Genomic DNA, 20,533 nt, shown 5'->3' on the forward strand with positions numbered 1-20,533 from the left:
ATGAACACGCTTGGCAATATCTATTCCGACAACAAGTGTATTTTCAGTCACTTGATTAATTTTTACATTGCATTTAAACTGCATAGAGAAGTCCTCCTTGTTTGATGATGGGTCAATGGTCGTTGACACTCATGCATCATACTAGAGGGCTCTTTTTCTTTCAAGACCTCGAACATCCTTCAAACAGGAATGCTGCCCCTTTAGTTCAATAAGAAAAAAGCCTTTACCCCTTCTTGAGGTAAAGTACCCGTTAGTTGAATTAGGATGTTTCTTTATTACTCATTTTAAAGAAACACTCTGGATACAAATGGTCCTCTTCAACATCTACATCTGGATACTTAGTAAAAACTGACTCAAACTCTCCGCTATCATTAAGGTAATTAATGACTTCAACAATTCGTTCTCTGCTTACAATATCAATTAGAACCATATCGCTTGCTTGAAAGTATGTTCCATTCATACATTCGCCTGTCTTTGCATTCTTCTCTCTTAGAGTCTGAATGTTATTGTATGTAAAAAATGTTGCAATCCATTTGGAACGGTCTGAAAAGGTTACTATTACATCCAGATTGTCATCCTCAACATTCCATTCACCTTCAGACCATTCTTCAGCTTCTATCCATATGTGTCTATTGCTTGTTTCTTTCAAAGGAACCCCACCTTAAATCAGATATTATGTAGCTTTGTTAGTTGAAAAAGAAGGGTTTACTCCTTCTTGAAGTAAAGCACCCGTTAGTTGAATAAGGAATTTCAATTATTTCTAAAGAGATAAAGCTGGCTTGAGTAATTTCGGTTAATTATCATCTGGAATTGTTTGTCATGTAGTTACTTATGGTATTATAAAAGCATGTTAAAAACTGGAAGGGGACTATAGGTTCTTCTCAGACTTTTTATGATTGCTTTTGTAATCGCTTTAGCGTTTACAAAGTTATCTGCAACAAGTGATTTTAAAAGTATGATGTATTCTGCTGTGTATTTATTTGTATTGATTCCAATTGGATTTGTAACAATAAAATCCATAAACCGTATCTTTGATGTGGTTGTACTAAAATTTAATAAGGGTTGAGATTATATAGTCTCTTCCCGGGTTTACAAGAGAATAATAAAAGACATTCATCGTTCATTGATGAATGTCTTTTATTCTCTTTATGGTTCAAAAATCTACGACTAAAACGTGATAGCTAATGATTTAGCCTTTGACCGTCACGGACGATCCGTCCGCAAACATCGATTCAGTTACTCAACTGGATTGTATAACGTATGCACGCTTGGTTGACATAACACCACAATTGGGAAGTATTCAACTTCATTACTCAATATGAAAATCTGAGTATTCCTATACTTTTCAACATGATTATTTAATCCTTTACATCTTCTAGGTAGGAATTAATTACTGTACCCGTATGCTGAAGTTTCACGTCAACTTTAACATTCGCTTTCAACTCAGAAAATCCTTCATCCCTCCACTGCTCTTTAATCTTTTTCCATTCTTTCGGATTAGATCGATGAATGGCTTCACCAAATCCAAATATGTCTGATTTATATTGTTTTTGTACACTTTCAATGGTCATATTAATGGTCTCTTCCACTCTTTTTTCCGTGATTTTCTCTAGCTCAGCAATTGATTTTTGTTCACTAAGATTAATTTGACATTCTACTTCCCCTATATTTCCTTTTACTTTAATATTGACATCCACTTCGGGCTTTCCTTTGTTTATTTTGCCTTTCATTTTAGAATCCAAATGAATAACCTCTATAGTGGCTTTCCCCCCTTCAGGACAAGATATAGGAGTTACAGTATTTTGCACTTCGTTGACGATGCCATTATACCCTTTGCTTTCTCGTTCAGTTAACCAGCCCACCAGTTTATCTTTTTTAAACACCGCTAATTCATCATATTGAATTCTCGCAGAAGGAGTAATCGATTCCACATTCTGTTTGCTTGATCCCATTTCTTGGTCCCCTGTTACTAGAATCCCTGTTAATACGGCTTCCTTTCCCTCAATTGTAAGGGTGGCTATCAACTCGTCTAATAGAATGCCGTTCGTTGCGGCCCAGGCACCTTCTGACGTTTTGAGTGTATTAAATATTGTATTGGCCGGGATGGCTTCAAGAGTTGTTGTGACATTTAGTATCTCAGCCGCGGTCTTGTCCTTAGCAATAACAACATAAAAATCAGATCGAAGTTCCCAATCTCTTGACAGTAACTCTAAGGATTCGCCTATACCTTCTTTAGCTAAATCCTCACCGATCACAAGCATTCGAAGATGTCCAGGATATATTTTTCGAGGCGAGTTCTTTGTCATTTTTCGAAGAGCTTCATATACCGTTTCCCCGTTCGCCTGAAATAGGGTTACCGGTGAACGCCCAGTACTTGATTTCGCGGATATTTCAGAAGGTACAACCACTTGAGCAGTTACTTGGTATTCATCTTCTACTTTATCGATTCCTAATGCTAATGTAATGCCAAGCTCATTTAATTCCCTCCGGTCCCAACACCCCGTGAGAAATAGGCAGAGAATCAGGAATACAAACATGCACTTTGTCATCGTTTACTCCCTTTCATACTCCCCTTAAAAAGCACTTCAAGATTAGTTTTATTTTTAAGTTCTCCCCTAATAAAGGAATAATTATTACAATTATTAACAATTTTTAACCCATTAATCGAAAATTACTAATGTCATAAGACATGCTAGCTTCTATCTTTATTATCACCTTGTAGCGAAGCAAAAAATGCAGGAACCAATTTCTATTAATCAACCCAAATTTACCGATTGGAAAAAGGGTAATAAGTTAACGACAAAGTGAAACTTCTTTTAAGTGCTAAGGAAAATCCTAACCCGCAACCCAGTGTTGGATTCTCATCGGGAGAATCATCTTATCCTCAAACCTCGATTCAATTGCTAAACCTGGTTGTATAGGTTATACAAACTTGGTTGACATAACACCTCGACTAGGAAGTTAGCCCCCAACCCTTTCGGGAGCATTCCATATGAGTTTTTGATCTCCGTCTTCAACTAACCTGCCCCCGTTAGTTCGATAAGTTCAAAAAAAAAGCGTTAATCCTTCTTATCTTAACCTTTACATCTAAACAATAAACGCCTAAACCCTTTATATATCAAGGGTTTTGGCGTCACAAGAATGGTGGGTTATTTGCGTTAAAACGGTACATGCGGAGCATACCTGTAAATACTGAAAGCTAACGTCGTTTCTCAGACGTTAGCTTTTTTCTTTTTTCTTATTCAACTAAAGCACCCGTTAGTTGAATAAGTGTACATAATAAATTTGATAATAAATCCTGCAATTTACTCGTCAATACTGTTATCAACGATATCCCACACAAGATGGTGATGTCCCTTAAAAGTAATTGGGGATATCAAATGATATAGAGTCGATATCATTTTCTTTTGAGTAGTACATACAAATACTGTCTTTATATTTTTGACTTTCATTAGGCAGAACAATAAAGCCTAATCTATTATAAAAGTCTGTCCCAATATCACTATACAGGAAAAAGTTGTTACAGTTTTCTTCCTGTTCTAATTTGTTCATTGTTTCTTTGACTAATAAAAAAGCATATCCATTTTTTCTTGAATTTGCAGGTGTCGCGATTGATCCTATCCCTTTTACGATTAAGTCTTCTGAAGGGTTAAGTTTATATACGATGAGAGAACTTAATAATTCCTTTGTATCTGTTGCTTCAAGAACGTACCATTTCCCCTTCTTATACTTACTTGAATCCTGACACATTGTTATATATTCTTCGACTGACATATCATCTCCCCAAACATCAAAGCCCATCATATAAATATCTATCATATCTTCTTTTGTTGCTTCTCTTATTTTTTTCAAATTACCTCTCCTTGTGTTGTATTTGGTTATACATTCTTTTCGACTTTTAGATTATTACGACCACTATTCTTATTGAGCTAACCTGCCCCGTTAGTTCAAGAAAAAATTTCACCCCCAGACTTGAAGTAAAGCACCCGTTTAATTAAAGCCTACTGCTAGCCATGCAATGCTCCACATAATAATAGTAAACGATATGATAAGCCAAACTGTATTGGCCGTAGTTTTTTCTTCGTGTTTTACCTTTTTCAATATCGAAACCAAATTCAAACAAAATATAATGCACCAGATAGGCATGAAAAGCCATCCCATGTAGAAAAAGATAAATTCCAAGATCTCCATATTTTCACTCCTTTGTAGTTGTTTATCATTGTTCAACTAAACTGCACCTTTAGTTTAATAAGAAAAAGAGCCGTTTTATCAGCTCAATGATCCTCAAGTAAAGCACCCGTTAGCCATACATGTAGTGCAAAATCAGCGCTACACCACAGAGGATAAAAATGTGTGCAAAACGGGTCGATATTATCAATAATAAGAGTTCTTTTATTTTCGTGGGAGTTGAACAACGAAAAAGCAGATTTCATTATTAAAACTTCACCTTGAACCCTAAAGTTTTTAGTCTTGCTTTTTATTGAGTTTTTGGTTTCAGCTGATAGTTTTCAAATTTCAAACGTGTATAAGAAATAATGCCGGATAAAAAGAAGAAGCTGATAATCGTTCCTTCTCGAATATTGAATTGTAAATTGTATAGTAGTGATATTGTTATTGAAAGAAGAATTGAGAATAAATCGACACTATATCTGTATTGAGAGAAAGTGAGTTTTGTTAATTCGGCTATTCGTAAACATAAACTTTCAATTGGAAAAGGAATAATATCTAATGATAAAATAATGCCTGTTGTTCCACCGGCTAGTATCACACCGAAAATAAATAGTCCGACTCTTACTAAATAATTCTCTATATGAATCGTACCGAAAATAGTATAGAGGAAAAAATTAATAACCATTCCAAAGAACAAGATGGAAATGAACATCAAAGTAAATTTTCTAAAATCCTTTTTTTCGCTTAGGCAAATATAAACGATTAGAAAAATGAGATTTGCAATGAATGTAATTGTGCCAACTTTTATGGAAGTCCATTCAGAGATGGATAAATTCATCGCATTAAAACCACTTACTCCAATACCCGCCTTTAATGTAATACTTATACCAATAGCGCTTACTATATAGAGTAGAATCGATTGAATTACTTTTTTCATGATTGTTCCTCTAATAAGTCCATTATTTGCATTAAATTTGGTATCGTATATGTGCTCTTAGGTGAACCTGATTTAGGCATGTTTCGCTTAGGGTTAAACCATACACAATCAATTCCGACATTGATAGCTCCTTGAATATCCGATGTTAAACGATCACCTATCATTAATAATTCTTCTTTTCGGCTTATATTCAGGGCATCAAAAATATAGTAAAAAAAATGGGGATTCGGTTTTTCATAACCCATTTCTTCGGAGATAAAAAGTTGTTCAAAATATCCTTCTAGCATGGCATCTCTTAATCTTTTTCTTTGAGTCTTTCCTACACCGTTTGTTCCAATATATAATTTATAATCTTGCTTACTTAAAGCATTTAATAATTCATGTGCATGGATAACGGTCTTATGTCCTTGGTTTAAATGCTCACGGTACAAAGCTTCAACTTTTGCTCCGTTTTCATCTATATGAAATTCCTTCAAAAAAAGTGAAAAACGCGTTGTCAGCACTTGTTCACGAGTAATCAAGCCTTTCTCTAACTCATGCCATAATCTCTCATTAATGCGCTTATAACTTGCAATGATTTGTTTGTTATAAGGCAACTCGTATCGTGTAATAATTTGTATTAAAGCCTTTTCTTCTGAATCTTGAAAATCAAGTATTGTGTCATCTAAGTCAAAAATAATATGTTTGTATTTGTTCATTCCTATTCACCTCTGGGTAGTAATATATCGAAAATAAGAATATGATAATAGGAGATATCTCATATTGAGGTGATAAAGTGGAAAAAATCAATTTGGAGGATTACGCTGAAAATTTTGTAGATATATATAATGATATTCAAGAAACTTTTCCGAAAGCTGTGTTACATCAGGCTTTTATTTGTAAGTTTTCTTCTAATGAATATATAGTGCGCTTTGATGAAGATATTCAGTACTTATTTTTATTATTGGATGGGCGGGCAAAAATATATATAGTACACGAAAATGGAAAACGTGCGCTGATTCAGTTTCTAAAGAAAGATGATTTTATTGGTGAATTATCGTTGATTGAGGTGGAAAAGAATTTAAAAGATGTTGTGGCTATAAACGACTGCACTTGCTTAGCGGTTCCATTGGCTTCATCGAAAGAGCATCTGTTAAATGACAATCTTTTTCTCTGTAATTTATCAAAATATTTAGGTAATAAATTACTTAAAAGAACGGATCATTACACAGATATGCAGGATTATGAATTCAAAAATCGATTAGCGAAATATATTCTTCAAATAGAAAACGATGGTTGCTTTCAAGAGAAACATACCGAAACAGCAGAATACATGGGGGTAAGCTATCGACATTTATTATACACACTTAACCAATTCCACGAAGATGGATTATTAAAAAAAAAAGGAAGGAAATACATTATCATTGATGAAGAAAAGTTAGAAAGAATGAGTTTAAAAAAGGATTAATTATGTTGATTTGATAAATTGAAATATAAACAAGTGCCGAACCCGTGCGGGAAACTGGCGGTTATGACAAATGGAGGTCTTTGGACCTATTGAGGCACAGTGCTTGTTTTACTGTGATTATAATTCGGGTCGAGGCCTTTTTTGCGTTTGAAAGTTTGGGCGCTACAATTACGTCCAAGATCGAGTAAGGCAATAAATAGAAAAAGACTATTCCAAGTTGAAAGCTGCAGCAATCGTCACAAAAGAAGTTGGCCATGAACGAGTAGATGTCGTTCATGTGTATTAGGGAGACAAAGGTTGAATTTAACTTAAAAAGATCGATTGCATTTTCTGAAGTTTATTTAGTAACCGCCCCAAAATTCATATTCAAATTTTGAGAAGTCCATCTTATTTTTCATAAATTTTTGAATAGATATAGCTTGTTTAGTTGTAATATCAAATGAACCTATTACCGGATGGTCTTCTGATAAATTAAATATTTTACGAAATTCCTTTAAAGGAATTCCAGTAAGTTCTTCCTCTCCTACAATTAATTTAATCTCATCATTTTTTTCATTCCATTGGACTATCCTAGTTGTTTCTTCTTCAGAGAAATAGTACGGTGACATAGTTTCCTCCACGAAAAGTCCGTTATCTTTTGCAAATTTGATTGATGATGGGCAGTTTACGCTTGAACCAATATACATATAATAATCCCAACCAAAATGTACAAATAATTTGTCTTTCGAATACAACTGACAACCTAGAAAATTTCTTAATACCATTGTACAAATTGTACGAATTTCATTTGTATTCACTATTTTATCTTCCTGTAAATCCAATTCATCAAATTCTCTTTCGTACAATACGGAAGTTCTATCTTCTGGTGAAACATAAATTTCTGTTAATTGTAAAACTCTCAATGTATTTAGTTCGCATTCACTTAAAATTGTCATTACGGTATTTACATATGCTGCCTCAACACGGAGATACTCACCTAAAGTGAATTCTTTTCCATATATTGTTTTTCCAATTTCAGAGGGACAAGTCCATTCTTTTTCTAATGTGAAGGTTCCATCCTCATCTCTAAAATCAGGATTGTATTTTGTGATTCTCCACTGATAATTTATTTGATTTGACATTGTATCCCCCTTATTTTAGTATCCCCTTATTCAACTAACCTGCCCCGTTAGTTCAATAAGAAAAAAGAGCTGCCAAAGCAACTCCACGATTTTTAACTAAAGCACCCGTTAGTTTAAGTATAATCCTTCACAAAATACTATAAATTTAATTCCAGCCATTCATCAGTTTCTTTAAAACCAAACTTCTTATATACTGGTCTGCCTAATTTTGAAGCCCCAAGCCACAGTTTGGATACGCCCAATTCCTTCGCTTCGTCAACCAGATTCTTTAGTAAACCTGACGCAATTCCTTGACCACGATAATCTTCTTCGGTAAACATATTTGTGATATATCCTTTTTTTCCAGTTTTATTTGTGTATGAAGGTGGAAAGTCATAAATTATGATTGCACCACAAGCAATAATTACTCCGTTAAAAGCAAAGAACATAAAATATAAAATTAAAATTGTATATAAAATGGTGCCTGCAATGATGAGTTTCCGTAATTTCGCTTCCATAATCTCTCCTTAATTTCGACATATCATTTACCATAAATCTTACTATACTAAAATTGCATTTTTTTGCAATAAAACGAGAATATGATAATTCCGGTTAAACTTTCTTATAAAAGGTTCGACTTTTTTCAAAACGGTACATCTTTTTTATAAATGGTACGACTTTATTTCTAATCTACAGGTGAGATAATTTTAATCAAACTTTTTTATAAATGCTCAAACTTTATTTCAAAGCTACAAATTTAGCGAGAATCCTCAATTTTCAGGTGAAAAATAAACCTCGTATTTTTGAACAAAGTTTGATCAAAATACGAGGTTTCACCGGTTTATTGCTATTCACTTTTATAAAAATGTTTGATTATTTAGGAAATCGAATCTTCAACTAAAGCACCCGTTAGTTGAAGATCATTTCAAGTCTATTCACCCGGCATATTGCCTATTACTACATTGGTTTCGTGGCCTCCTTCTTGAAATAAAGCCTTGTACCTTTTTAACCAATCCGATTGTATGTACTATTTTTTAAATCAAAAATTGCAAAAGTACCACATATGCAGACCCCTAAAATCATTATTGCTGTAAAAAACCAACCTTCTCTCCAAGTAACTATCAAAGAATATAAACATCCCAAAGCAACAGCCAATGAACCATATTTCGTTCTCCATTTTTCTAGTTTCGATTGTTTTTTTTCTTCCAAAGTTTTATTCCCCACAATCCTGGTTGTTAGCACAATAGCGGTTGCTCTTACTGAACAAACGCACCCGTTAGTTGAAGTACAATCCTTCACAAATGTTTAAATTTTCAAATTAACTATTCAAGTATTAACTGATAAATATTTACTTTTTAAATCGATTTCCTGTATTAGCGTATATAAGCGTAAACACAACTATACCGATAAATAAAATGAGACCAAAAACAAATAACCAATTGTTTTCATATGCTTCACTAAGTACCCAAAATACCATACTGAATGGTAAAGCGAACATCATTTTCCCCATAAACTTACATAATGCAACCGTATCATACTTTTCTTTTTCTTCTTGTGGCAACGTGTTAAATCCAGCAATTAAAAATGAGCCTTTACCATTTGATAGAATAATTCCTAACATCACGAATAACACGATGATTATAATTGTTCCAAAAATAATAAACCCTCCTTGCTACCTATTACATTATTACGATTAGATTTCAGAAATGTTTCATTTTTTAATTAAATTACTGTTTAGTTGAATTCCTTAATTCTTTGGATAAATGTTCTTTCTCATGTTTTAGAGCTTTGTATAGTGTCCAAAGTGGAACGGTATGCAACCGCTATTGTAGAGGAGGCCAAAACCTTAAAGGTGGGGGCAATAGATTTTGAGGAATCGTTAGGAAACTGTCCAGGTTGTGGAGAGCCAATACGATAGTCTGAAAAACGGTATTTCTGTTCTTCTGCAAGCGGCTGCACTTTTATATTTGGAAAACTCAATACTTCAAAAATGTGACACCTAAACTGTTAGCGATGCTATTGACCAAAAAGAAAACAAATACGCTTTCCTTTAAATCTAAGACTGGTACTTACAAAGCCGTTTTGACACTTGAAATGCCTGTAACCGAAGGGCAACTTGTTCGAGTATTCAAATAAGATGGTTTTTTGCACCTCTTCATATCCCATTATAGTATTAAATCAAAGTTCACTAAGTATATAACCACATTGTTGACAACAAAAAACGAAATATAGGAGTGCGAATATGTTCAGTAACATATGGTTCTATGAGATTCAAGACTTGGAAAGAACGAAAGTCAGTAGAAATACAAAGAAAATGCTATGTGAAAATTTACGATTATACTAAACGCAAATGAACAGTACGAGTTCAACGATACGCACACCAAGATACGAATATTCTTTGTCTTAAAGAATGGGTACTTCAAGACAAAGAATAATGTTCTTATGATAAATTATTAAATATCGGGACACGCTTTAAAACCACATCTTGGCGGAAACTTATCGCTTGTATCAAAAGGTGTTGCACCTAGTGCTGAAGTTGATCCCATAAGAATAACAGACAGCAAGAAAGCAGATAGAATTTTCTTTTTCATATTAACTCCTCCTTTCTGAATATTTAATCTATTATAACATTACAAAAATGGTAATAGTAGGGAATAAAGCATTAAAATAACTTCTAAATTCGACATAATATGTCAATTGTAATGTCGGTGGCATCCCAACATGAAATAAAACGGAGTCGTGAAGAACAACAAAAGGCTGTTACTTCAAAGTAGAAAGATAATGGTTAGTGCTTACTTGAAAAACCCAAATGTGTATAGGGAGAGTTGTTCAGATTTCGGTCAACGTTTAGAGTCTAATGAAACGTTTGAAGCCTTTGGCAGAATTTATTGTGGACCATGCTATCAGTCCAAATAAGAGCTAAAATGATAAAAAAAAGAGTCCTGATCTGATCAGGACTCCCAAAGCAAATTGAATTAAGGTGTAACTCCAAGTTCTCTTAAAATATCATCTAATCTTTTACTCTTCACTTTATCTGCAGGTTTTGGCGTGTTTTCTACATCTGGATTTACTTTTAAGTAGTTGGTTTTGACAAATCCGATGTCTGTTGCATTAACAATACCATCAAAGTTAATATCTGCTTCGCGTTTATTTGTGCCCCAAGCTTCTTGAATCGCCAGTGCATCGTAAATGTCGATTACTTGGTCTTGGTTTACATCACCTGCTACTGCTTCTTTGTTGTCAATGTACATATATTGCCCATACCACACACCGTTGCGTAAGAAGCCAACTTTTTGATTTTTTTGTATCGTAATAAAGTGCCCGGGTAGGTGTACTTCTTTGGTAAATAGTTGATCGGTTAACGGAAGCTTAGTCACAAGGAACTCTGGTTGGATTCTGCTATTTATAGTTGCATCGTAGACTTTACCCCTAGCATCGGAAAAGATTACTTTAGCCCCAGCTTGAACCCAATCTTTTTTATCCCAGATGATAACTTGACCAGATGCATACTTTCTAAAACCTTCTGCTGTAAGGTAGCCAAATGCTTCAGAGAACGTAGGGGTGACGTTCCAAGAAAATGGTGCAAAGAAGGGATTGGTTGATGTGCCCGCTTCATTCACATAAGAAACCTTTGCATTAAATCCTGCTCTTGTAGTGTAAGCAGTATCTTTCACCTTTATAGTTACGTCTACAGCAGGGATTTTGCCAGAAACTTCTTTCGTAGACGCTACATCTAGTTTGATCGATGGTTTTCCATTCGTATAGGTAACGGTTACTGTTCCTTCACCAAACTCACTTAATGCTGCATTGGGTTTTGCCTCAACAACTTCTAGTTGAGTGCCAAATTTAGGACCATAAAAGTCAGAGTCTAACAAATTCCAAGTGGCCGACTTTAATTTTTGTACATTGTCCAGTGTGAGGGTAGTGGTAATCGTTTCCCCTAATGCGATCGATTTTTGTTTACTGGTTCCATAAGCAAATGGAGTACCTTCTTTAACAAAGTAGTAGGCTTTCCTTCCACCTATGTTCCCACCTCCATCAAATCCATCCATCTTAAAGCTTAGGACCGGAGTTTTTTCATCCATCGGTATTTCTTCTTTCCATTTTCCCGCTGTGTCCATACGGACAGAGCTAGGTACTGGACTGTTGAAGTACGACAAGAGCCGGTTTTTGGATTGGTCGACTGCCATCCCTGCTTGTTTTGCCGCTTCAATTTCTTTGTCATAGATTTGCACTTCAAATGGATAAGTAGTTTGACCTGGTTTGTACTCAAGGATCGGAGACTCTTGATCCAATGAGCTTGTAAAAGTAGGTAGATCAATATCTACTAATAGATCGAAGGATTTGGTAAGAACTTTGTCAGCCTCTGTAGTCGTAATCGTTTTCAGTTGGTATTGCCCCGGTTTTGCTTGTGCTTTTTCTGTAGAAATTCCATCGGCTGTAAACGGATAGTAGTTTCCATTAAACATAACTAGGAAATAGCTTGTATCGACGTTTTTTCCAACCAGATTGTGTCGTCCAACGAAACCAAGCTCTTGCCCAGATTTCCGGTCTACTAAGATCATGTCCATGGTTTTCATTGGTGTTTTCAAGTTCATTTGCGCAGATACCAAAGATTGTCTATTAAATTCGCCATAGTGATCATAGCGATAGTAGGCTGGGGAAAATATATTACTACCACCGATATCCAGTGTTTTGAAGTTGTCTTCCGCTGTACGAACACTAAATGGAATCCGATATTGCTCGGTTTGATCCTCTTGGTTGGTCACTAAGAGGTAACCTTCGTAAATTCCTTCAGCAGCAGCTTTAGGTACTTCGATGGTAACATGAAGACTTTCGGTAGAAGCTGGATCCACTGTTAAGGTTGGGTGGAATTTCACTTGTACCTGGTTGGCTACGGCATCCAGGCTACCTTTCACCGCTTGGAACTGAACGTTCAAATTGAAATTCTTTACTTTATCAGTTAGGTTTTGAAATTTCAACTTTTTGGTAACGCTAAGATCTTCACCTGCATAATGAGTGCCAAACGCAATGCCACCTGTTTTTTCTTTGATAGTAGTGATTACATCAGCGTTAGGAACTAGGGTCGTATCCTGTACTTGAATCTTCATCCCCGTATGGACGGCTTGATAAGGATCCACGCGTCCTGCTCCCACTTCAAATACACTGTAGGAACCATTCAGTGGATCAGCGGTGTTCATCATGATTGTTTTTACATCTTCAGGCTGTAACGTTGGATTGACTTGTAATAAGAGTGCTGCTACACCAGCCGCATTTGGCGTTGCCATGGAAGTACCTGAGAGACGAGCATACGCATATTTGTAATCGGTTGGTGCGTCATGGTTCCCGATGTAAGCGGGTACAGAAGACAACACACTGACTCCAGGAGCGGTGACTTCTGGCTTGATGTCATAGGTTCTTTTGGCTGGTCCACGAGAACTGAAGTCAGCTAGGGTGTCCCCTTGTGTTTTGGTTACAGTTAAATTACTAAATGTGAAGGATTTATTTCCTGCAGTTAGTTGCTCCTTCACCTTGAGTCCATCCTCTTGAGTAAGAGAGAAAGTAGGAATAAAGTTTTGATTTTCTCCCAAGTAAGCAGGAATATGGCCAGGTTCGTTGTTATACATTAAGACAGCCGCCGCGCCATGTTGTTTCGCAAATTTCACTTTATCTGCAAATGCATATGTTCCCCGAGCAACGAAAGCGATTTTGCCATTCACATCTTTGCCCGTGTAATTCGCGTTACCACCAAGACCTACGTTTACTAGTTCTAAACTTTCCCCTTCTAGAGTAGATAGGTTATCAGTGAAGGATTTTGCCATGTTAAGCAGTTCCAGCCCACTGAGTGTTCCGATCGCCCCTTTCATGGACGAATGAGAAATGGATACATCACTGGCTCCAACGGTGAGAGCGAGTGCAGCAGTTCCAGGAGAGCCGAGAGTGTAAGAGTTAAGTCCTGAGTTACCCGCAGCCACCACGGCAGTGACAGCACTTAATACCGCATAGTTCACGGCTGTACTCGTTGGAGAGTATGGATCGTTAATTCCTGCTCCCAAGGAAATGTTAATGACATCCATGCCATCGGCAACAGCTCGGTCGATCCCCGCCATTACGGCTTCCGAAGTACCGCTACCATATGGTCCAAGGACACGGTACACATAGAGGTCAGCATCTGGAGCGACTCCTTTGACAGAGACTTCACTATCGTTTTTAGCTTGACCGACGATGATTCCAGATACGTGAGTCCCATGCTCCGTGTAGTAGGAGATTCCGCTATCGAATTCCGCGTTACCTGACTTTTTCCAATCTGCGTAGGTGGTTTCCATCGGATCGTTGTCATTATCGACAAAGTCATAGCCACCTTTGAAGGCATCTATTAGATCAGGATGATTGTAGTCGACCCCTGAATCGATGACCCCTACTTTTATGCCTTTCCCTGTGATTCCTTCCGCATGAAGCTTGTCTACTCCTTCAAGGGGAACACTAGCCGCTTGCGTCGAAGCGTTATTAGATTCTTCCTGTGCGATGGAAGGGGGCTCTACCGTAAAGGTGATATTTTTGTGTACGGATTGGACCACTTCCGATTTCATCAACGTCTCTACTTGGCTCGCAGGAAGGGTAAGAGCCACCCCRTTATAAGAAGTTTTGTAGGAACGGGTGATTTTATAAGAAGGTTCTGCACTTTTGACTTCCGAAGAAGAAGTGGCAGCAGGTAAGATTTTTTCCAGTTCACTTTGGAATGTGGAATGTTCTTGTTCTACCTGTTCGTTGGCTTCTTTTTTGGTTACTTTTTTGCCTTTCAGAGCGGCCTCTAATACAGCTACTTTTCCTGGCTTGGACTTAAATTGTACGATTACAGAAATGTCTTTGTCTGATTTCAGTTCTTCATCTGAAAATCCCTGCAAGCCATAGTTTTCTGTCATCTCGAGTTGGTTTAAGGCCGCTTGTTGTTCTGGGGTGAGCGATGCTAAGATTTGTTCTGCTGATTTACCAGTTGCACCCGAAACAGGTCCGACCCCAAACTGGACGGAGGATAAAAGTAAACCCAATGATAAAGCAATGGCAGTTGAAGTTTTCGATGTTTTGCTATACCAACGATATTTTCTCTCTTTCATAGGCTCCCTCTTTCTTGCTAAGAATTTGTAAAGATCGTAACGAAATTATTGTAGCTTAAGCGTAAAAAGCGATAGAACTGAGAAAGTGCTCTTTAACAATTTTGATTTCAACAAAATTCCTCCTACATTTTTCAATTTGGCATTAGAGCCATCTTGCCCGAGAATATTATTTCTTCTAAATCACATCCCCTTCCCTTCTGTCTGAAAATTATTTCAATTCGTATTATACCTACTCCTTAGAACAGGGGAATTGGGGGAATTCCATGCAATTCCATTGACCCATTCAACTAAAAAATATTTTAAGTACGTGTCAATAAAGCACGAAAACCTGAGGAAAATAGCATATTTTCAAAGGTGAATGGGTGAAATTTTGTAATAAATTATCAAGTTATGAATGCAATACATTTTAATCTTGGGGGAAAAGACTGAAAATTAAAACCATTCTATCAATTATTACGAATTTAATAGAATCAAACCGATAGATAGTACTAGGGACTCGTTTCGAGGAATAGAAGTTTAATTAGGACATTTGTATCAAAAACACCATTCGTGATTAATAGAATTAACTGTCTATGAATGCTGCTTTACTCTGAATGTAGATTACAATTAAGGGAAATTCTAAAAATCAATTAGTGTTAGGAGGATTTAGGGTGAAGTACTTTATGTATCAATACTTTTATCATTGCATGTGTCAAACAAAATTTCAGTAAGTGATGGGTAGTCGTTGCACCACCTGGTTCAACTGGCACTTCGATCTTATTAGCAAGGGCCTCAAAGCCAGAATCCTAATGGAGACTGCTGAGTTTAAAAAAATTGTAGATGAAATAGTTATTTCTAACGGAATGCAAAAATGAGGTAGCTATTATTATTTAGAAAGTAAAGAAATAATGGTTGTACTTGGGTTACAAAAATCAAGCTACTCATCAAGTTATTATTTTAATCTGGGATACATAATTAAAGACTTAAATGAAAAGGCAAACCCTATATACACAACACTCCTTCCTGTACGCCATCCATGTTAAATAAATCGTATGGTTTCGGTAAGAAAGGGGCTGCCACTTCTTCAATACGAGCCGTTAGCTTATACAACTGCTTGGCTTGAATGAAGCGGTTTCGTATTTGTATGTTGATGTCTCCATTGGGTAGCAATACTAGACCAATGCCATCATGTTCATATAAACCGTAGAGAGATCCTCGTTGATAACCCGCTTTTTCTGCTCGTTTAATTAATTCAATTTGACTAAGCTCTGTTTGATGTACCCATTCTATTCCACTGATACTCGGTGAGAAGCGGGCCATACTCTGATCAAAGAGATACTGACAGGATTCTACACTCCCTGTAAAGAGAACGCGGTATCCCATTGATTCTCGGCCAACGGACGCAAAAAGCTACTTTTGACTCCAGAATTTGGAACCATTTTTTATCTAAATCATAATAAGGTTTGGGATTAGTAAAAACAGCCATACTCGAAACCAATTCGTATAGAGGATGAAATTCTATTTCTATTTCGTAGGTCATTGTTGGTAATCCCCTTAAAAAATGTTTTAGTAAATAGAAAATAAATGATTTAGTACTTGATTCATGTTCACCTGTATCTGCTGGATTGAAATAAATAAAAAGGGCAGCACTCTAAATGAGCACTACCCTTTATCAATATTAGCTTGTAATGATTAATTGATCCCTAGTGCTTGCTTAATAGACTCCATTGTTTTTCCATTGAACTCTTTTACAGCGGTAGGGGTATCTACTATATAATTGTTTTCTTTTAAATAATTAGCCTCAAGTAGCTTGAAATCCTTTGCATCAACCGTTTTATCAAAGTTTAGATCACAATCACGGTTGTTCGTTCCCCAATTTTGTTGAAGCAAAATCACGTCATGAATATCGATCACATGATCTTTATTAATATCCCCTGCATATTCTCTTACTGTTGAGTAGCCAATATTCTCGCCAATATACTTATCCCCGTCTTTTCGACCAACTTCTAATGGCGTGTAAGTAGTAAAATGACCAGGGACATCAATGATGACCGTATATACTTGTTCAGAAATTGGCAGGTTTTTAAAAACAATGTCTCCAGATTTTTGAATTTCCCCATTGTACAATTGACCGTTGGAGTCTTCCAGTTTAGCTTGTGCACCAATGGTTGTGTAGTCAATTGCAAAATTAAAGCCGCCGTTTGCATTTAATAACCCTTGAGCATTGATTTTCGCTGTAGCTGTTGAATAGGCTGAATAGCTTGGTAATAAACCGATTTCGAAATATGGGTTTACCGTTTTACCACTTAGATCTTGATAAGTAGATGAATTGACAAAAAAGAATGTATTATTTACATTTACATATTCATTTGCGTTCGTATCTACTTGAACATCAAATAATGGCAAATCACCAGTTAACCCATCTCCAGGTGCTTTTATATTAATCGTATTCATTTTGCTTCCAGTCCCAGTTGAGGTAGCTGTAAACAGTGTATAAATAGGCAAAGAAAGACTTTTATTAATTACTAAGGAATTAAAATATCTTGATGTGTAATCGAACTTGATAGTTAAATCTTTTGCATTTTGCAAACCATGAGCATAGAAGGTATAGGTTAATTGATCCCCCATAGTAAACGACTCTTTATTTGGTTTAGCGTAAATATATTGTGTCCCCGATTTCATATAATATATGACTTTCGCGATTGCTGTGTTCCCAGCCTTATCCGCACCTACAAATTGGAGCTTATTTACTGAATTAAAACCAGGATCAACTGAAATTTCTTTAGTAAACTTGCCATTTACATCGGTAGGAATGCCCCACGCTGGAGAGTTAGGTCCGTACCAAACATTATTATCGGTTTGATTTACATCGATGCCATTATCTTCCATTATGACTGCGTCACTATTGTACACACTTCCAGACAATGTAACTGTTTTTTGACCAGGTGCCAATTCAACGAATGGAAGATCTCCTTTAGGCAAAGCATTTGTATCATCTAAAGTAAATGTTGGGACATTATTATCAATGTACACTTGATCGGTCTTTGTATATTGCTTTCCTTCAAGATTGGTTCCAATGACCTTTATTTTATATAACCCATCTGTTGCTAATATGGAGGCACTTGCTATTGGTTTTTTTGTATTCCCTGTAAATGGAAAATACCTTCCAGTAAATGCACTTTGAATATATAAATCCAGATCAATTCCTGCACCAGAAGCATCAACTGTTCTAATTAAACCCATATCTTTATTTGTCTTTGAATCAACTAGAATAAAATCTAATGTTTTCATTGGTGAATTTAATCTAAAATCTAAATCCGTATTCTTTATACTGTAAGGACTCTGTTGACGATTTGTAGCAATATTTGGTGAGAAGACTTTGAAATATTCGAAACCTTCTTCCACTAGACGGAAACCAAATGGAATTTGATAATGATGAGTCGGATCTTTTTCATCCACAAAATGAATATATCCTTCGTACGTGCCTTTTTTTGCAGTTGTTGGAATTAACAGTGAGACAGGAATACTTTCCTGGCTATTCTTTTTAATTTTAACATCCTCAGGCAACACTAGCGACACGCCGTTTTCCTTCGCATCCATGGAACCACGAACCCCATCATTGTACTCAACCGAAATGTCATACTTCTCCATTTTGTCACTATAATTCGTGATTAATAGATTCGTTGTTTTTGTGATGTCTTCTGTAGCGATTGGAACAAAACCGTAACTAAGACCACCAGTTTGTTCATTGATCATTTCTTTTACATTATTTATAATATATGGCGTTTCATCTTGAACAGCCAGTTCTGTAGTAGAATTGATTGCATCATAAGGGTCTACCCTTCCTGCCCCTACTTCAAACACACTATATTGCCCCTTTAAAGGTTCGGCTGTATTCATTAGAACCGTTTTCACATCTGCAGGTGTATATTCAGGATGTGCTTGTAACAGCAAAGCTGCAATCCCGGCAACATGCGGAGTTGCCATGGATGTACCCGACATTCTTGTGTATGCAGTGGAATAACTAAAATTAGTTTTATCGTTAATATAAGACGGTACCGTTGATAAGACCGATACACCTGGTGCTGTTACTTCTGGTTTAATATCATATAATGTTCCAGATGGTCCTCTAGAGCTAAAGCTAGCTAATTCATCACCAGGAATTTCACTCTCTCCAAGAGCTCCTAATGTAATACTCGGTGTACCACTCGTGAATAAAGCATTGATAGCCAAACCATCACTATTTGTCATAGAGAATGTTGGAATATTTTCTTTGCTTTCTCCCAGATAAAAAGGAATTTGTCCTTCTGTAGCAACATTGTTGTATATGATGACGCCTGCTGCCCCGTTTAACGCGGCGGCTTTCATTTTATCAATGAGAGCATAAGTTCCACGTACGACGAATGCAATTTTACCTTTAACGTCTTTTCCTGCATAATCGGTTAATCCGCCTTCTCCTACATTAACAATATCGAATGTTTGACCAGATAGGCTTGAGAAATCATCCGTCCATGTTTTGGTCATTAATTGCAATGTACTATCAGTGGTTATAGCATTTGATTTGATTTTACTCGCAAAAGTTGTCACCTTAGTACTTGCAGAACTTGCACCTACAGTTAAGGCAAGTGCGGCTGCACCAGGTGAACCTAATGTGAACATACCATCTCCAGCATTCCCTGCTGCTACTACAGCTGTAACACCACTTAATACGGCATTATCAATCGCTAAGCTTGCTACTTCTAATGGATTGTTTTGGTTTGAACCTAGTGAAAGGTTTATAACATCCATCCCATCAGCAACAGAACGTTCAATCCCAGCAATAACCGCAGAAGTCTGTCCTGAACCATATGGTCCCAATACTCGGTAAACATATAAATCAGAATCAGGAGCAACTCCAGTTACTTTATAATCAGAATCGTTTTTAGCTTGACCAGCAATAGTTCCTGACACATGTGTACCGTGACTAGTGTAGTACGGTTTTCCATTCACTATTTCTGCTTTCCCAGAAGCTTTCCATTGGGCATATGTCGCTTCCATTGGATCGTTGTCATTATCTACAAAATCAAATCCACCCTTGTATACGTCTTTTAAATCAGGATGATTATGATCAATACCCGTATCAATAACACCAATCTTTATACCTTTACCTGTATAGCCTTCTTCATGCAATTTATCAATATTTAAAAATGGGATACTATCAACCTTTGTTTGTTCTTCTTCCTTTATTGGAGGCGGCGGGTCAATTTGTACTTTTTTATCGCTAAAAACAGCTTTAACCGTATCCATTTCCATTAATTTATTAATTTGATTTGCAGGAAGCGACATTGTCACTCCGTTAAATGCATTCTGATAAGTATATTTAATATTAAAATTATCCTTATTAGATCTCTCTTCTTTTCCTATTTTTTCTTGTAAATTCTTTTTAAATTCAGCATGGGACTTTTCTACCTTTTCTTTCGCTTTTTCTAACGAAATGGATTCCCCTTTGGAAGCTTCTACTATTTGAGCTACTTTTGCTGGAAGTTCTTTGAATTCAACAATAACCGTTACTTCTTCTTCACTAGTTAAGTCTACATCATCAGATAATCGCAATCCTGTCTTTAATTCAGTGGAATCTAGGTTTTGCAATGCTGCTCTTTGTTCTGGTGTTAAATTAGCAAGTAAATTTTCAGTATTCGAATAACTAACTGCTTTCGCAGTAGTTGGTACTTGTACAATAGAACCTAAAATAAAACTAGATGATAGAGCAAATACAGCTAAGCTTTTTAAGACCTTACTTTTGTTG

Annotated in this window: 14 protein-coding genes and 2 pseudogenes; 3 read left to right on the top strand and 13 right to left on the bottom strand. The window is 36.3% G+C overall.

Going from position 1 to position 20,533, the window contains the following annotated elements; translation table 11 throughout:
- Positions 1–259: 259 nt before the first annotated feature.
- The 5 genes from AC1DSK_RS16490 to AC1DSK_RS16510 form a co-directional block, all read right to left on the bottom strand.
- Positions 260–649 (bottom strand): hypothetical protein, encoded by a 390-nt coding sequence (locus AC1DSK_RS16490; RefSeq protein ID WP_477548109.1) that lies wholly within the window; start codon positions 647–649, stop codon positions 260–262.
- 709 nt (positions 650–1,358) lie between these two features.
- Positions 1,359–2,549, bottom strand: coding sequence for a Ger(x)C family spore germination protein (locus AC1DSK_RS16495; RefSeq protein WP_477548108.1), 1,191 nt, complete (start codon positions 2,547–2,549; stop codon positions 1,359–1,361).
- Positions 2,550–3,357: 808 nt separating this feature from the next.
- On the bottom strand, positions 3,358–3,852 hold the full coding sequence (locus AC1DSK_RS16500) for a GNAT family N-acetyltransferase (protein WP_477598380.1): 495 nt from the start codon (positions 3,850–3,852) through the stop codon (positions 3,358–3,360).
- Between the two features lie 625 nt (positions 3,853–4,477).
- Positions 4,478–5,107: a YczE/YyaS/YitT family protein gene (locus tag AC1DSK_RS16505; protein WP_477532605.1), complete on the bottom strand. Its 630-nt coding sequence runs from the start codon at positions 5,105–5,107 to the stop codon at positions 4,478–4,480.
- Positions 5,104–5,805, bottom strand: a complete 702-nt coding sequence (locus AC1DSK_RS16510; protein ID WP_477536301.1) for a YjjG family noncanonical pyrimidine nucleotidase — start codon at positions 5,803–5,805, stop codon at positions 5,104–5,106. The genes AC1DSK_RS16505 and AC1DSK_RS16510 overlap by 4 nt, the downstream gene beginning before the upstream one ends.
- Positions 5,806–5,882: 77 nt before the next feature.
- Here AC1DSK_RS16510 and yeiL point away from each other — a divergent pair, with 77 nt between their 5' ends.
- A complete protein-coding gene (yeiL, locus tag AC1DSK_RS16515; protein ID WP_477548106.1) occupies positions 5,883–6,554 on the top strand; it encodes a transcriptional regulator YeiL in 672 nt (223 codons plus the stop codon).
- Positions 6,555–6,895: 341 nt separating this feature from the next.
- Here the strand turns inward: yeiL and AC1DSK_RS16520 are convergent, their stop codons facing one another.
- The 6 genes from AC1DSK_RS16520 to AC1DSK_RS16545 form a co-directional block, all read right to left on the bottom strand.
- Entirely contained in the window at positions 6,896–7,675 is a 780-nt protein-coding gene (locus AC1DSK_RS16520) for a DUF7683 domain-containing protein (RefSeq protein WP_477548105.1), read from the bottom strand.
- A 137-nt stretch (positions 7,676–7,812) separates the two neighbouring features.
- The gene (locus AC1DSK_RS16525) at positions 7,813–8,103 is read right to left on the bottom strand and encodes a GNAT family N-acetyltransferase (protein ID WP_477548112.1); all 291 of its coding nucleotides are present in this window, start codon (positions 8,101–8,103) and stop codon (positions 7,813–7,815) included.
- Between the two features lie 556 nt (positions 8,104–8,659).
- Positions 8,660–8,863, bottom strand: coding sequence for a hypothetical protein (locus AC1DSK_RS16530; RefSeq protein WP_477548104.1), 204 nt, complete (start codon positions 8,861–8,863; stop codon positions 8,660–8,662).
- Between the two features lie 139 nt (positions 8,864–9,002).
- On the bottom strand, positions 9,003–9,287 hold the full coding sequence (locus AC1DSK_RS16535; protein ID WP_477548103.1) for a DUF3784 domain-containing protein: 285 nt from the start codon (positions 9,285–9,287) through the stop codon (positions 9,003–9,005).
- An 820-nt stretch (positions 9,288–10,107) separates the two neighbouring features.
- Positions 10,108–10,245, bottom strand: coding sequence for a hypothetical protein (locus AC1DSK_RS16540; RefSeq protein ID WP_016428654.1), 138 nt, complete (start codon positions 10,243–10,245; stop codon positions 10,108–10,110).
- Between the two features lie 384 nt (positions 10,246–10,629).
- Positions 10,630–14,769, bottom strand: coding sequence for a S8 family serine peptidase (locus tag AC1DSK_RS16545; protein ID WP_477548102.1), 4,140 nt, complete (start codon positions 14,767–14,769; stop codon positions 10,630–10,632).
- Positions 14,770–15,483: 714 nt separating this feature from the next.
- Here AC1DSK_RS16545 and AC1DSK_RS16550 point away from each other — a divergent pair.
- Positions 15,484–15,552, top strand: a pseudogene (locus tag AC1DSK_RS16550) (VOC family protein); the annotation flags it as partial.
- An 86-nt stretch (positions 15,553–15,638) separates the two neighbouring features.
- Positions 15,639–15,791 (top strand): annotated as a pseudogene (locus AC1DSK_RS16555) (DUF4304 domain-containing protein); the annotation flags it as partial.
- Here the strand turns inward: AC1DSK_RS16555 and AC1DSK_RS16560 are convergent.
- Together AC1DSK_RS16560 and AC1DSK_RS16565 are read right to left on the bottom strand one after the other, a co-directional pair.
- On the bottom strand, positions 15,751–16,131 hold the full coding sequence (locus tag AC1DSK_RS16560) for a hypothetical protein (protein ID WP_477548101.1): 381 nt from the start codon (positions 16,129–16,131) through the stop codon (positions 15,751–15,753). The pseudogene AC1DSK_RS16555 and the gene AC1DSK_RS16560 sit on opposite strands and share 41 nt — an antisense overlap.
- Positions 16,132–16,440: 309 nt before the next feature.
- Positions 16,441–20,533, bottom strand: a 4,093-nt coding sequence (locus AC1DSK_RS16565) for a S8 family serine peptidase (RefSeq protein WP_477598382.1), incomplete at its 5' end; no start/stop codon positions are given.

This window comes from Paenisporosarcina sp. P4_B8, assembly GCF_056402175.1.